A 14,162-nucleotide genomic window follows, 5' to 3' on the forward strand; every position below is an offset into this window, starting at 1 on the left:
AGAGCGCTCTCCAGTTTTCGGCGTTACAGCCAGCCGTGGCGGTGGGCGAGGAGGTACGCCTCGGCCCGTGAGGTCACCCCGAGCTTCTGGGTCGCGGCGGCCAGGTAGTTGCGCACCGTGCCGGCGGACAGCCGGGTCCGGCGGGCGATGACCGCGGCCGGGGTGCCGTGCTCGGCGAGCCGGAGCACCTCCAGCTCGCGCGGGGTGAGCGGGCACGACGGCGCGGCGAGCGCTTCGGCGGCGAGCGCCGGGTCGACGTACCGCCCGCCGCCGTGGACCCGGCGGATCACGTCGGCGAGGGCGCCGCCCGGCGCGCCCTTCACCAGGAAGCCCTTCGCGCCGGCGGTGAGCGCCCGGGTCGGGTGGGCGGGCCTGCCCCGGCCGGTGAGGATGACCACGGCGCACGCCGGGAGCGCGCGGGCCAGTTCGGCGGTGACCTGCAGGCCGTCGAGGACCGGCATGCCCAGGTCGACGACCGCGACGTCGGGCCGGTGCGCGAGGGCGGCGTCGACGGCGGCCCTGCCGTCGGCGGCCTGCGCGACCACGTCCAGGTCCGGCTCCAGCCCGAGCAGGGCCGCGAGGGCGGCCCGGATCAGCTCCTCGTCGTCGGCGAGCAGGACCCTGATCACGCGGTGGCCCGCAGCTCGAACCGGTCGCCGTCGCGCCGGTGGGTGAGGGTGCCGCCGACGCCGGCGAGGCGCTCCGCCAGGCCGCGAAGCCCGGAGCCGCCGGCGCTTTCCGGCCCGGTGCCGCCGGCGCTTTCAGGCTCGGCGCCGCCGGCGTGCGGGCCGGCGCCGTCGTTGGTGACGGTCAGGGTGGCGCCGGACGGGCCCGCCTCGATGTCGATCGTGCACCAGGTCGCGCGGCTGTGCCGCAGCACGTTGGTGGTCGCCTCGCGCAGCACGGCGGCGAGCTGCGCCGCGGGGTCCGCCGGCACCGTGCCCCGTGTCGTGACGGTGCAGGCGACGCCGCAGGAGCGCAGCAGCCGGCCGATGTCGGCGAGGTGCGCGGCGAGGTCGACGGCCCGGTAGCCGTGCACGGCCTCGTGGACGTCGGTGAGGGCGCCGGCGGCGAGGCGCTGCACCTCGGCGGCCTCCTGCCCGGCCCGGGCCGGGTCGACGGCGGCGAGCCGGGCGGCGAGCTCCGCCTTCAACGCGATGACGGTCAGGCTGTGGCCGAGCAGGTCGTGCACGTCGCGGGCGAAGCGCAGCCGCTCCTCGGTGGCGGCCAGGGAGGCCTGGGCGGCCCGGCCCTGGTCGAGCTCGACGATCAGGTCCCAGAACCACAGCTGCAGCCAGCTCATCAGCGCGATGCCGGCGCCGACGGCCGCGGTGAGCAGCACCGGCGGGACCGGGTCGTGGGTGTGCCACCAGCCGAGCCCGCCGGCGACGATCAGGGGCCCGAGGGTGGCGAGCAGGGCCGCGCCGCGGTGGCCGAGCAGCGGCGCGGTGCCGGCGATCAGGCGCCGATCCACGCCCAGGCGCCCGGGCCGGCGGGGACACCGACCATCGGCACGGACAGGGCGGCGGTCCCGGCGTACCACAGCAGCCGCCGCGACCTGGTCGCCTCCGGCAGCCACGGGGTCAGGGCCGCGTGCACCGCGACCGCGTGCCCGGCGGCGAAGGCGAGGACCCCGGCGAGCGCGACCGGCACCAGGGCGGCGTCACGCAGCACCAGCCACCCGGGGGCGAGGAGGCTGCCGCCGACGCCGGTGGCGAGCGAGGCCAGCGCGACGAGCCTGGCCCGGCGCAGCCGCCGGTCCGCCGCGAGCATCGCCATCAGCCGATGCTAGCGGCGGCGACGAGCGAGGCGGCGACGAGCAGGTCCAGCGGCAGGCAGAAGTCGACGTACCAGCGTGGCACGACCGATCCGTCGCGGTGGGCCCAGTCCCAGGCGGCGTGGCCGGCCCAGCCGGCCGCCAGGACGTACTGGCCGGCGGCGGGGTCCAGCAGCAGCGCGGCGAGCGCGACGGCGGTGAAGAGCGCGACCCCGGCGAGCTGGCGGCGGCGCTGCGCGGACCGGGGCACACCCCCGGCGCCCGGCTCGCCCCGCAGGTGCGCGGCGACGAGGTAGCCGAGGGCGACGAGCGGCAGGAGCCAGGTGATCGGCCCGCCGGGGGAGAAGGGGCCGAGGTCGGTGAGGCCGATGACGCCGAGGAGGACGCCGGCGGCGACCCAGGGCCGGTGCAGTGTTCGTGTCATGCCCTCGACGGTGCGGGACCGCGGCGCCGCCGGGCAGGTGCGTGCTGTCATCGGAAACCCGTGCGTTCCGCCCGGGTGATCCGCGTGGCATGTCCTTACTTACCGTATTTCGACTGATACGTTCCGTACAGGTGGAGGTGCCCGCCGTGTCCGCCCGTGGGCCGTCCGCCGCACCGCAAGCGGGAAGGGACGAGACATGCGGCGAGAGACCCCGCGCATCCTGCACGTCACCGAGTCGATGGGTGGCGGCACCGCCGCCGCGATCGTCGAGTTCGTCCGGTCGACCCCGCAGTTCGAGCATCACCTGCTGTTCCGGCGCCGCGCCGGCAGCGACGTGCCCGTCCGGCACGAGGACCTGTTCGCCGGCAGCCGCGACGCCGGCGGCGGGCCGGTCCGGCTCGCCCGGGCGCTGCGCGAGACGCTGCCCGCCGTCGCGCCGCGCATCGTGCACCTGCACGGCACCTGGGCCGGCCTGATCGGGCGGACCGTGATCCCGGCCGGCGCCCGCGCCGCGACCGGACCCGCGATCCTGTTCACGCCGCACTGCTTCAGCTTCGAGCGCACCGACGTGCCGCCGGTCGCCGCGCGCCTGCTGCGCGCCGCCGAGCGGGCCGTCGCCGCCTCCACCGACCTCGCCGTCTGCGTCAGCCCCCGCGAGGCGGACCTCGCCGCGGAGCTGGGCATCGCCGCCGTCGTCGTGCCCAACACCACCAGGGCCCGCACCGCCCGGCCCGGCCGCCGCCACGACGGGTCGATCGTCACCGCCGGCCGGGTCGGCCCGCAGAAGGACCCCGGCTTCCTGATGCGGGTCAAGGCCCTGCTCGCCGGCCATGCCGGCGTCACCTGGACATGGGTCGGCGGCGGCGACGCGCGCACAGAGGCCACGCTGCGCGCCGCCGGGATCCGCGTGACCGGGTGGCGCTCGCCCGCCGAGGTGCGCAACCACCTCGCCGCCGCCGACGTCTACCTGCACACCGCCGCCTGGGAGAGCTGCCCGCTGCCGCTGCTCGAGGCCGCCGCGGCCGGGCTGCCGCTGGTCGCCCGCAGCATCCCCGCGCTGGACTCCCTCGGCCTGGATCCGGACCTCGGCACCGCCGAGGCGGTCGCCGCGGAGCTCGCCACGGTCCTCACCACCGGTCGCCCCGGCCGGCCGCGGCTGCAGGAGGCGTTCGCGGCCCGGCACACCCCGCAGGCCCAGGCCGCCGCCCTCGCCGACGCCTACGCGCGGGTCCTCGGCCCGATCCCGTCGCCGCCCCTCACCAGGGTCGGCTGAACATTTCCGGCGAACCGCGCATCTCGGCTCCGGCGCGGATCGTTGTTCCAGGTCAGGGGCACCTTCGGTGCCGCCATCACGTCTCCACGGAGGTGACCCGCCGGTGAGTGTCACGGTCAGCGTCATCATGCCCGTCCATCACGCCGCCCGGCACGCCGGACGCGCCCTCGCCTCGGTGCTCGCCACACGGATCCCCGACGGTGTCGGCGTCGAGCTGATCGTCGTCGACGACGCCTCCACCGGCGGGTCCGCCGCCGTGGAGCCGCTGCTGCGCGACGCGCCGTTCCCGGCCACGGTGCTGCACCACGACGCGCCGCGCGGCCCGTCCGCGGCCCGCAACACGGGCCTGGCCGCCGCCACCGGCGACTACGTCTGGTTCGTCGGCGGCGAGGACTGGGTCGACCCGGGGCTCCTCGCCGCGCTCACCTCGGCCGCGCCGGACGCCGACATCGTCGTGGCCGGGACCGTGCCGGTCACCGAGGACGGCGTCACCGGCCCGCCGCTGCCCCGCCGCGCCACCGGCGTCGTGTGGACCGGCCCGCAGGCCGTCGAGGAGTTCCTGTACCGGCGGATCCGTGCGGGCGTGACGAACAAGCTCATCCGCCGCGGCCTGCTGGACGGGCTGACGTTCCCGCTCGGCCCGCGGCACGAGGACGTCGCCGTCATGGCGTGGCTGCTGCTGCGGGCGAGCACCGTCGCGTACGTCGCCGGCCCCGCGTACTTCCACCTCCGGCGCCCCGTCGCCGGCTTCGACCCGCGGGTCGCCGACCGGGCCGCCGCCGTCGACGAGGCGCTGTTCGTCCTGGCCGGCGCCGGGTCGCCCGCCGCGCGGCTGCACTTCCGCCTCCGTGCCGGCGCGCTCGGCGTCGCCGGCGCCGCGGCCCGCTCGGCGGCGGGGGAACTGTCCGTCGCCGCGTGGAGGCCGTCCGCGCCGCCGGCCGCGACCTGCGCCCCCGCGACGCCTGGACGGCGCTGCGGCACCGGCAGCCGGTGCTCGCCGCGGGCGTGCTGCTCATCCGGGCGGCGCCGGCGCTGTACGTGCGGCTGTACCGGGCCGCCCGCGCCGCCGACCGCCACCGCGACGACCGCCTGGGCCGCCCCTGGCGCGCCGCCGCCGCTGCCGTCCCGGCCGCCGTGCACGGTTGCCCGCGACCGGCCGCCGACCTCGTCGGAGCCGGCAGTGCCTGAAGCGGCGGCGCCGCCGGAGCCGGCGGTCACCTGCGTGGTGCCCACCCACGACCGGCCGGAGCTGCTGCCACGGGCGCTGCGCTCGGTGCTCGCGCAGACCCTGCCGCCCGCGTCGGTCATCGTCGTGGACGACACCGGCTCGGCCCGGCCCGTCGTGGACCGGTTCGACGGCCGGGTCGGATACGTGCGGTCCTGGTCCTGCACGGCCGGCGCCTCCCGCAACCTGGGCGCCGCGCTCGCCGCGACGCCGCTGCTCGCGTTCCTCGACGACGACGACACGTGGCACCCCACGTTCCTGGCCCGGTGCACCGCCGAGCTCGGGCCCGCCGCGCAGTCCACAGTGGACTTCGCGGCGGCGTGGACGTGGCGTTGCCGCGCCGGGCACCGCCGTCCCGGTGGCTCGCTGCCGGCGGTCGTGACCCCCGGCGACTGGCTGCACCGCAACCCGGGCCTCACCGGCAGCAATTTCGTCGTGCGCGCCGAGGCGTTCCGGCGGCTCGGCGGGTTCGACGCCACGCTGCCGGTCAACAACGACCTCGACCTGTTCGTGCGGGCCCTCGACCTCGGGCTGCGGTACGCGGTGGTGCCGGAACGGCTCGTCGTGCAGTACCGCACCGGCGGCCACCCGTCCGGTGCCGGGCGGGCGTCGGGGCTGGCCGGCTACCGCGACAAGTACCGCGACCGGCTCACCGTCGCGCAGCGCCGCTTCCTGCGCCGCGAGCAGTACGCCGCGCTGCGGTTCCCCGACCAGTTGCGCCGCCGCCGGTTCGGCTACGCGCTGCTCGGCTGGCTCAACGCCACCCCGCGGCAGTGCGTCGAGGTCGTGCGGCACCGGCTCAACGGCGCGGCCCTCTACGACTGACCGGCGGCCGCCCGCCTCAGCGGGCCCTGACGCCGGCGTCGCGGTGCACGTGCTCGATGAGTGCGGCGTAGGAGGCGATCATCCGCGTCTGCGAGAACCGCCCGCGGCTGCGCAGCAGCGCCGGGCCGAGCTCCTCACGCCGCCGCGCGGCCTCGGCCCAGGCGGCGCCGATCGCGTCCGGGTCGCGGGACGTCACCAGACCGTGCCCGGCGACCAGGTCGGCGGAGTCACCGACGTCGGTGGTGACGGGGACCGCGCCGCACATGGCGCCCTCGATCAGGCACAGCGGGGCCGCCTCACCCCGCACCGACGTCAGCGCCACCACGTCGGACGCGGCGTAGACGGCCTCCATGTCGCGGCGGATGCCCAGCAGGTGCACCCGGCTCAGCAGGCGCGGCTCCTCGGCGAAGACGTCCGTGAGCCGCCCGCACAGCTCGGCGTTGGCGGTGCTCATGCCGGCGCCGCACAGCAGGACGTGACCGGACGGGGCACGCCTGAGGAAGGCCCGGGCGGCGCGCAGGAACAGCGGCACGTCCTTCATCGGGTCGTACCGGGCGGCGAGCGTCACCACGGTCGCCTTCACCGGCACCCCGACGGCGCGGCGCACGGCGGCGCGGCGGCCGACCGGCACGGGCCGGAACCGGGACAGATCCACGCCGTTGGGGATGACCCGCAGCAGGCCGGAGGGGATGCCGGCAGCCTCGTAGGCGGTGCGGGCCGACTCGGCGCAGCAGATCGCGGCGGCGATGCGGCCGCCGGCGACGGCGGCCCTGAGGTCGGCGAGGGCGCCGTCCTGGTGCTCCGGGTCGGAGCGGTGCAGGCACACGATCACCGGCCGGTGCGGGAATTCGGGCCGGTTGACCAGCCGCAGCGGCTGTTCCTTGAGCGTCAGCACGATGTCGGCCCGCTCGGCGTGCACGGCGGCGGTCGCGACCTCGGCGGCGCTGAACGTCCTGCGGGCGCCGCCGCCCCCGGTGCCGCCGATCCCGCCGCCGGCCCTGGTACCGCCGGCCCTGGTACCGCCGGCCCTGGTGCCGCCGGCTCCGGTGCCGCCGACGCTTGTGCCGCCGACCCGCCGGCGGAGCGAGGTGACCGTGACGCCCGCGGCGGTCAGCGCGCGGTAGGAGGCGTCGTCCTCCATCCGCTGCAGGATCGTCTCGCGGTGCATCGCACCGTAGATGCTCAGCACCGAATGGCGGTGGCTGCCGCCGGTGTGCAGACCGGCGACGACGGCGCTGTGCAGGGCACGGGCGCCGCCCGAGAAGAACCCTTCATAGATCGACATCACGCGCAGTTCGCTCGTCACCGGCACATCATCACCCGACATGCCCGATCTGGCAGGGTGAAAGGGGCTTCCTCCGGTGAACTGTAGGTTTCGGAGAATTCACAGGCGTTGCGGAGCGGCGATCCCCAGGAGGCCGAGGCCGGTCGACAGGGTCCGTGCGGTCAGCGCGCACACCGCGATCCGGTTGTCCCGCACGGGCTGCGGCGCCTTGAGCACCTGGCAGCGTTCGTAGAACGCGGTGACCGTCTGCGCCAGGTCGTAGAGGTAGGTGCACAGCCGGTGCGGCTCGCAGTGCCCGGCCACGCCGGCGAGCACGTCGCCGAACCCGTCCAGCCGCAGGATCAGCGCCCGCTCGGCGTCGTGCAGCGGCACGCCGGTGACCGTCACCGCCGCTGCCGCCGCCGTCGCCGCGGGGTCGCCGGCCTTCGCCAGGATCGAGCACAGCCGGGCGTGCGCGTACTGCAGGTACACGCCGGTGTTGCCGGTCAGCGCCATCATCCGGTCCGGGTCGTACAGGTAGTCACGGGTCCGGCTGGTGGACAGGTCGGCGTACTTCACCGCGCCGATCCCGACGTCGCGCCCCCGCGCCGCCAGTTCCGCCGCCCCGAGCCGCGGGTTCTTCGCCGCGACGACCGCCGTGGCCCGCTCGACGGCCTCGGTGAGCAGCCCGACGAGCGGGGCCGTGTCACCGGACCGGGTTTTGAACGGCCGCCCGTCCGCGCCCAGCACCATCCCGAACGCGGCGTGCACCGCCTCGACCCGCGGCGGCAGCCAGCCGGCCCGCCGTGCCGCGTCGAACACCATCCGGAAGTGCGGCGCCTGCCGCGCGTCGACGACGTAGACGATCCGGTCGGCGTGCAGGACCGCGACCCGGTGCCGCACCGCCGCCAGGTCCGTGGCCGGATAGCCGAACCCGCCGTCGCTCTTGCGCACGATGAGCGGGGCGGCGTCGGCGTCATGCGCTCCGAACACGCACAGGGCGCCGTCGCTGATCCGGGCGACGCCGAGCCGCTCCAGGTCCTCGGCCACACCGGTCAGCATCGGGTTGTAGCTGCTCTCACCGGCGGTGTCGGCGCCGGTCAGCAGGACGCCGAGCCGGTCGTACACCTCGGAGAAGTAGCGGGCCGACTCCTCGACCATCGCCCGCCAGGCGGCGAGACTGTCCGGGTCGCCGCCCTGCAGCGCCACCACCCGCCGCCGGCTGCGCTCCGCGAACGCCGGGTCACTGCCGAAGAGCGCATAGGCCGTCTTGTACCGCACGGTCAGCGCCGACGTGTCCGCCGGGTGCTCCGCCAGGTACTGGATGAGCATCCCGTACTGGGTGCCCCAGTCGCCGATGTGGTTCTGCCGCACGACGGTGCCGCCGAGGTGGGTCAGGACCCGGGCGAGGGCGTCGCCGATGATCGTCGAGCGCAGGTGCCCGACGTGCATCTCCTTCGCCACGTTCGGGTGCGAGTAGTCCAGCACGGTCCGCACGCCCGCCTGAGGCTCGCCGAGCCCGAGCCGAGGGTCGGCGAGCCGCTCCGCGACCCGGCCGAGCAGCGCCGCGCCGCTCAGCGTGACGTTGACGAACCCGGGCCCGGCGACCTGCCGGTCCGCGATCAGGCCGTCGGTGCCCGCGAGCCGCCCGGCGACCTCGGACGCCAGCTGCCGTGGGTTGCGGCCGAGGGCCCGGGCGAGGCCGAGGATGCCGTCGGCCTGCAGGTCGGCGTGCTCCGACAGGCGGACCTGCGGGTCGAAGCCGGGCTCGGGCAGGGCAGCGGCGAACCGGTCGGTGAGCAGGGCGGCGAAGGACGGAACGACCATCGTGGACTCCAGAGGAGATGACGGAGCGGGAAGGAAGGGACGCACGGCGGTGTGGTCACCGTCGTCGTCGCGAACCCGCAGTCGTCGTCATCATCATGGTCCGCCCACCGTACCCGGGGACCGCGGGCTCGCGGCAAGCGATTTCCAGTAGGGTCGGCCGCATATTCTCGCGACGGGCCAGGTGGAGCTTGCTGGCGGTCGCCATCGGCCTGGTGACGGTCGGTGTGCCACCGCTGCTGCTGCCACGCGCGCCGGCCCCGGACGTGGCCGTTCCGTCGTTCGCGTCGTCCCCGGCGCCGCCCTCGTCCCCGGCCCCGCCCTCGTCCCCGGCGGGGCCGTCGCCGTCGTTGTCGCCGTCCGTGCCGCCGTGCGGCACCGGTGGCAGCGGCCGCCCGGCGTGCACCGTCTACGGCGCCGCCGTCGGCACCGGCTGGACGGTGCAGAGCACCGGCGTGAAGGTGGTCACCAACGGCGTCGTGCCCGGCACCGACCAGGTCGCGCTGCGGGTCGAGCCGAAGGAGAAGACGGCCTCCGTCGCCTTCGTCGCCGCCGGGCCGGTCACCGCGACCCGCCTCACGTTCCGCGTCTACGGCGGCCGGGTCCACGGCACGGTCCTGCGGGTCACGGTGTCCGCGACGGCGGCGCCGGCCGGCACCGAACCCGTCGTGCTGACCGCGCCGGTCGACGTGTGGACCCCGTTCGAGGTCGACCTGCGCGAGGTCGCTCCCGGGCGGCCGGTGCGCCGCGTCGACCTGGTCGTCGCGACGGACATGCTGCCCAACGCGTACCGCTTCTTCGTCGACGACCTGCAGTTGCGCTGATGGACCCACGAGCCGCGCCCGCCGCCATCGCCCGCGCCGTGCTGCTGGGCCGGGCCGCGATCGCGTGCACCGCCGCCGGCGCGGGGCTGCTGCTCGTCGAGGACTGGTGGCGGATCCTGGCCGTCGTCGTGACCGTCGCCGCCGGCACCGTCGCGGAGGTGAGCGTCCTGACGCGCTGGCCGGCGGTGACCCGCCACCCGTGGCCGGCGCTCGCCGCGGACCTCGCGGTCGCCGTCGCGGTGCTCCTGCTCAGCCGGGGCGGGATGGCGTTCTTCTGCTACGTCGCCGGTTCCGCGGCGCTGGGCGGCGCGCTGCTCGGCATGCGGGCGCTGCCGCTGTGGGCGGCGCAGACGGCCCTCGGGTTCGCCGCCGCGGGCGCGGTCCTGCGCGCCAACGACCCACCGCCGGACGTGGCGGCGTTCATCGTCGCGTTCCCGACGATCAGCGTGCTCGCCGGGATCGGCGCCGCCGCCGCGACCACCGCCCTGCAACGGCACCTGGACCTCGCCGTCGAGGTGATCGCCGCGGCGCAGCGCTCGGCGGCCGCCTCCGAGCGGGCCCGCCTCGCCCGGGAGCTGCACGACTCGGTCGCCAAGACGCTGCGCGGGGTGTCCTTCGCCGCACTGGCCCTGCCGCAGTCGCTGCGCCGCCACCCGGCCCTCGCCGAGCAGCTGGCCGGCACCGTCTCCCGCGGTGCGGAGGCCGCCGCGCGGGAGGCCCGGCAGCTGCTCGAGGGCCTGCGCATCGACCAGCTCGACCTGGGCTTCGCCGAGGCGGTCCGGGTCACCGCCCACGACTGGTCGGACCGTTCGCGGATCCCGGTGCGGGTCGACGCCCAGCCGGTCGAGCCCGGGGTCGAGGTCCGCTACGAGATGGTCCGCATCCTCGCCGAGGCGCTGCAGAACGTGGCCCGGCACGCCGGCGCGGGCCGTGTCGACGTCGTGGTCCGCGCCGCCCGCGGCCGCCTGGAGGTCAGGGTCCGCGACGACGGCCGCGGTTTCGTTCCGCGCGACCTGGCCGACCTGCAGGCCGACGGGCACCTCGGCATCGTCGGCATGGCCGAACGCGCCCGCAACGTCGGCGGTTCCCTGCGGGTGTCCGCGGTGCCGGGCGGCGGCACCGAGATCGTGGCGGTCACCCCCTTGGAGGTCGCATGACCGGGCGGGAGCGCGGCGGAGGTGGCAGCATGACCGGACCGGTCCGGAGCACGGCGGAGGTGACGGCATGACGACGTCGGTGCTCATCGTGGACGACAACCCGATCGTGCGCGACTCGCTGCGCGGCGTGCTCGACCTCAGCGACGACGTGCGGGTCGTGGGGGAGGCCGGCAACGGCCGCGACGCGCTCATCCTCGCGCTGCGGCACCGCCCCGACGTGACCCTCCTCGACTACCGCATGCCGATCGCCGACGGGCTGTCCATCGTGGACGAACTGGCCCGGCACACCGCGGTGCTCGCCCTCACCAGCGACGCGAGCGCCGGTGTCATCGCCTCGATGCTGCGCGGCGGTGCCCGTGGCTACCTGGTGCACGGCCACTTCGACCCGCCGGACCTGCTCCGCGCGGTCCTGGCCGTCGCCGCCGGGCAGGGCTGGCTGTCGCCGGTCGCGGCGTCGGTGGCCACGTCGGCGCTGCGCGAGCAGGGCTCCCGCCGCCTGGCTCGGGACGGGTTCGGCCTCACCGACCGCGAGCGTGAGGTGCTCGACCTGCTCTGCGACGGGCTGTCCAACGCGGCGATCGCCGAGCGGCTGCGGCTCACCGAGAAGACGGTGAAGAACCACCTGTACCACGCGTTCGCCAAGCTCCAGGTCGGCAGCCGCACCGAGGCGGTGCTCCGGTGGGGCGCTGGGACTTTCGACTCATGACCGCACGGGCGGTGCGGCCATAGGTTCGCACGGTGGGTGGCACCGTCGATCCGAAAGGCACCGCAACCGTGCGCAGACGCTTAGGGTTCCTGCTGGCAGCCGGCCTGTTCCTGGCCGCATGCGATCCGAACCAGGGGCCGATCGTGACCTCCCAGCCGGCGCCGTCGTCGGCCGCACCGTCCGGCGCCGCACCGTCCGGCACCGTGCCGTCGCCGTCGGCCACCCCGTCGCAGGCGGTCCCCGTGCCGACCGCGACCGTCTCGCCGGTCAAGACGTTCACCGACAAGCCACCGCAGGCGCAGTACCGCGAGTTCCACGCCAACTGCACCGAGACGCACCGCCTCAGCGACGACCCGATCGTCTTCCCCGGGCTCGCGGGCGCCGCGCACAACCACACGTTCGTCGGCAACCCGGGCGCGAACGCCACGTCCACGCCGCAGAGCCTGCTGCGCGGGAAGACCTCGTGCGAGGACACCCTCGACGCGTCGTCCTACTGGTTCCCGACCCTGACCCAGAACGGCGTCGTCGTGAAGCCGGAGAAGGTCACGATCTACTACAAGTCCGGGGTCAAGGACTACCGGACGGTGCAGCCGTTCCCGGCCGGGTTCCGGCTCATCGTCGGCGACATGCGGCTGCAGGACGCCGCGCAGTTCAGCGGCACCTGGAACTGCGGGGACTACCTCGGCAAGGCCATCCCGCCGTCGTGCCCGTCTGGGTCGTCGCTGATCGTGCGGATGCAGGCGCCGAGCTGCTGGGACGGCCGGAGCCTGGACAGCGCCGACCACAAGTCGCACGTGGTGTGGCCGGTCGGCGGGGTCTGCCCGGCGGGGAACCCGGTGCCGCTGCCGATGTTCGAGATGAAGGTCCCGTACAAGCTGCCCGGCGGCAACACGTCCGGCCTCGCGTACTCGTCCGGCAACGGCTCGTCGTTCCACTACGACTTCATGAACGGCTGGGACGCACCCCGCCAGGCCGCCCTCGTGGCCCACTGCATCAACGGCGGCAGACAGTGCAACGGCTTCGGGATCGACCAGCACAAGCCGTAACTGGCTCCGGCGGCTTCGCCGGCGGTTCCGTGGGGGGTTCCCACCCCACACCCCCCCATGCGACGCTGCGCGCCGCACTCAAGCCCTAGGGCACCAATCCTTCGGCATGGGCGAGGATCACCAGCTGCACCCGGTCCCGCACGCCGAGCTTCGCGATGGCCCGCGTCACGTGGGTCTTCGCGGTCAGGGGACTGATGAACAGTTCCCGGGCGATCTCATCGTTGGACAGCCCGGCGGCGACCAGGCGGACCACCTCGACCTCCCGCGGGGTCAGAGCGGCAAGCCGGCCCTGAGACGGTGACGGCCCGGCGGCCGGGCGGTGTGCGAACTGCCCGATCACCCGGGCCGTCACGCTCGGCGACAGCAGCGCCTCCCCGGCCGCCACGACCCGCACCGCGCGGCGCAGCTCGTCGGGCTCGACCTCCTTGGTGAGGAAGCCGCTCGCGCCGGCCCGCAGCGCCGCGAACACGTGCTCGTCGGTCTCGAACGTGGTGAGGATGACGACGCGGGTGCCGGCGAGGTCGCGGTCGGCGACGATCTGCGCGGTCGCCGCGATCCCGTCCAGGCCCGGCATCCGGATGTCCATCAGCACCACGTCCGGGCGCAGCCGCCGGGCCTCCCGGACCGCCTCGTCGCCGGTGGACGCCTCGCCGGCGACGGTGATGTCGCGGGTGCGCCGCAGCAGGCTGCTGAATCCGGCGCGGACGAGCGCCTGGTCGTCGGCGAGCAGCACGTGCACGGTCATGACGGGATTGTCGCGTGTACGGCGAAGCCCCCGGCCCCGTTCGTGGTGAGCGAACCGCCCAGCGCCTCCACCCGCTCCCGCATCCCGGTCAGCCCGTGCCCGAACGGCGCCTGCGAGCCCGTGCCGTCGTCGGCGACCGTGACCTCCGTCAGCGGTCCATAGTGGACGGTGACCGTGACGGACCGCGCCGTGGCGTGCCGCACGGTGTTGGTGAGCGCCTCCCGGACGATGAGGCCGACGGCGGTGCGTACCGGCAGCGCGGCGCCGTCACCGTCGACGTGCAGCTCCGCGTCCAGCCCCGCGGCCCTGACCTGCGCCACGAGCGCCTCCAGGTCGAGCGGCTCGGCGGTCGGGTGCCGGTCGTCGCGGAGCACCCCGACCAGCGAGGACAGGTCGCCCATCGCCTTGCGCCGCACGTCCTGCGCCAGCCGCAGCGCGGCCCGGGCCTCGTCCGGCGCCGTGTCGAGGGCGTCCGCGGCCACGTTGAGGTGCACGCCGACGACCGCGAGGGTGTGCGCCACCGTGTCGTGCACCTCCCTCGCGACCCGCAGCCGTTCCTCGGTACGTTGCTGGTCGATCTCGGCGCGCTGCTGCTGGAACGCGGTCTGCGTCCAGCGCCGCCAGTTGCCGATCGCCACGGTCACCGCGAGCGCGGCGGTCAGCCACAGCACGTCCGGGCCGACGCCGGCGAACGTCCGGCTCGCGCTGTGCTGGAGCACTGTCCACTCCAGGTTGAACGCGCACACGGCGTGCAGGGCCGCGATGCCGACGACCAGCCGCAGCCGCGGCCGCGGGCCGATGACCACCGACACGTACAGCAGCGTCACCGGCCACAGCCAGCCGCCCGTCGTCAGGTCGGCGACCCGCATCGCCACGACGCTGCAGATCCCGGTGACCAAACCGGTCAGCGGCCACCGGACCTGCGCCCACACCAGCATCGCGAGCCAGGTGCCCAGGGGCAGCGACGCCTCGGCGAGGCGGTCCCCGGAGCCGCTGAGCACGGCGATGAACGTGACCGCGGCGAACGCGGCGACCATCTGCTTCTTCGTCATGCCGCCGAACGCTAGGCGTG

Annotated in this window: 14 protein-coding genes; 6 read left to right on the forward strand and 8 right to left on the reverse strand. The window is 75.5% G+C overall.

The genetic code is table 11. From position 1 onward, the window contains the following. Positions 1 to 23: 23 nt before the first annotated feature. From OHA72_RS17455 to OHA72_RS17470, 4 genes are read right to left on the reverse strand one after another with little or no spacing between them, the layout of a single operon-like run. Entirely contained in the window at positions 24 to 629 is a 606-nt protein-coding gene (locus OHA72_RS17455) for a response regulator transcription factor (RefSeq protein WP_327008872.1), read from the reverse strand. Continuing rightward, entirely contained in the window at positions 626 to 1,474 is an 849-nt protein-coding gene (locus OHA72_RS17460) for a sensor histidine kinase (protein ID WP_327008873.1), read from the reverse strand. Before OHA72_RS17460 ends, OHA72_RS17455 begins: the two co-directional genes overlap by 4 nt. Continuing rightward, positions 1,459 to 1,779, reverse strand: a complete 321-nt coding sequence (locus tag OHA72_RS17465; protein ID WP_327008874.1) for a hypothetical protein — start codon at positions 1,777 to 1,779, stop codon at positions 1,459 to 1,461. The genes OHA72_RS17460 and OHA72_RS17465 overlap by 16 nt, the downstream gene beginning before the upstream one ends. Beyond that, the gene (locus OHA72_RS17470) at positions 1,779 to 2,201 is read right to left on the reverse strand and encodes a hypothetical protein (RefSeq protein WP_327008875.1); all 423 of its coding nucleotides are present in this window, start codon (positions 2,199 to 2,201) and stop codon (positions 1,779 to 1,781) included. The genes OHA72_RS17465 and OHA72_RS17470 overlap by 1 nt, the downstream gene beginning before the upstream one ends. Before the next feature lie 196 nt (positions 2,202 to 2,397). Here OHA72_RS17470 and OHA72_RS17475 point away from each other — a divergent pair, with 196 nt between their 5' ends. Both OHA72_RS17475 and OHA72_RS17480 read left to right on the forward strand, forming a co-directional pair. After that, positions 2,398 to 3,474 carry a glycosyltransferase family 4 protein gene (locus tag OHA72_RS17475; RefSeq protein WP_327008876.1) on the forward strand — a complete coding sequence of 359 codons (1,077 nt, stop codon included), beginning with the start codon at positions 2,398 to 2,400 and terminating at the stop codon, positions 3,472 to 3,474. Between the two features lie 103 nt (positions 3,475 to 3,577). Continuing rightward, positions 3,578 to 5,524, forward strand: a complete 1,947-nt coding sequence (locus tag OHA72_RS17480) for a glycosyltransferase (RefSeq protein ID WP_327008877.1) — start codon at positions 3,578 to 3,580, stop codon at positions 5,522 to 5,524. 16 nt (positions 5,525 to 5,540) lie between these two features. On the opposite strand, the gene OHA72_RS17485 is transcribed toward OHA72_RS17480, so the two are convergent. Both OHA72_RS17485 and argS read right to left on the reverse strand, forming a co-directional pair. Further along, positions 5,541 to 6,830 carry a glycosyltransferase gene (locus OHA72_RS17485; protein ID WP_327008878.1) on the reverse strand — a complete coding sequence of 430 codons (1,290 nt, stop codon included), beginning with the start codon at positions 6,828 to 6,830 and terminating at the stop codon, positions 5,541 to 5,543. A gap of 78 nt (positions 6,831 to 6,908) precedes the next feature. Further along, a complete protein-coding gene (argS, locus tag OHA72_RS17490; protein ID WP_327008879.1) occupies positions 6,909 to 8,615 on the reverse strand; it encodes an arginine--tRNA ligase in 1,707 nt (568 codons plus the stop codon). A gap of 188 nt (positions 8,616 to 8,803) precedes the next feature. Here argS and OHA72_RS17495 point away from each other — a divergent pair, with 188 nt between their 5' ends. From OHA72_RS17495 to OHA72_RS17510, 4 genes are all read left to right on the forward strand, one after another. Next, the gene (locus OHA72_RS17495) at positions 8,804 to 9,436 is read left to right on the forward strand and encodes a hypothetical protein (RefSeq protein ID WP_327008880.1); all 633 of its coding nucleotides are present in this window, start codon (positions 8,804 to 8,806) and stop codon (positions 9,434 to 9,436) included. Beyond that, positions 9,436 to 10,593 carry a sensor histidine kinase gene (locus OHA72_RS17500; protein WP_327008881.1) on the forward strand — a complete coding sequence of 386 codons (1,158 nt, stop codon included), beginning with the start codon at positions 9,436 to 9,438 and terminating at the stop codon, positions 10,591 to 10,593. Before OHA72_RS17495 ends, OHA72_RS17500 begins: the two co-directional genes overlap by 1 nt. 67 nt (positions 10,594 to 10,660) lie before the next feature. Next, entirely contained in the window at positions 10,661 to 11,299 is a 639-nt protein-coding gene (locus OHA72_RS17505; protein WP_327008882.1) for a LuxR C-terminal-related transcriptional regulator, read from the forward strand. Between the two features lie 68 nt (positions 11,300 to 11,367). Continuing rightward, positions 11,368 to 12,345 (forward strand): DUF1996 domain-containing protein, encoded by a 978-nt coding sequence (locus OHA72_RS17510; protein ID WP_327008883.1) that lies wholly within the window; start codon positions 11,368 to 11,370, stop codon positions 12,343 to 12,345. A gap of 85 nt (positions 12,346 to 12,430) precedes the next feature. Here OHA72_RS17510 and OHA72_RS17515 read toward each other — a convergent pair whose 3' ends face one another. Further along, complete coding sequence (locus tag OHA72_RS17515; protein ID WP_327008884.1) at positions 12,431 to 13,090, reverse strand: response regulator; 660 nt, start codon at positions 13,088 to 13,090, stop codon at positions 12,431 to 12,433. Then, positions 13,087 to 14,142 (reverse strand): sensor histidine kinase, encoded by a 1,056-nt coding sequence (locus tag OHA72_RS17520; protein ID WP_327008885.1) that lies wholly within the window; start codon positions 14,140 to 14,142, stop codon positions 13,087 to 13,089. The genes OHA72_RS17515 and OHA72_RS17520 overlap by 4 nt, the downstream gene beginning before the upstream one ends. Between the last annotated feature and the right edge of the window lie 20 nt (positions 14,143 to 14,162).

Source organism: Dactylosporangium sp. NBC_01737 (genome assembly GCF_035963215.1).
Taxonomy (GTDB): Bacteria; Actinomycetota; Actinomycetes; order Mycobacteriales; family Micromonosporaceae; genus Dactylosporangium.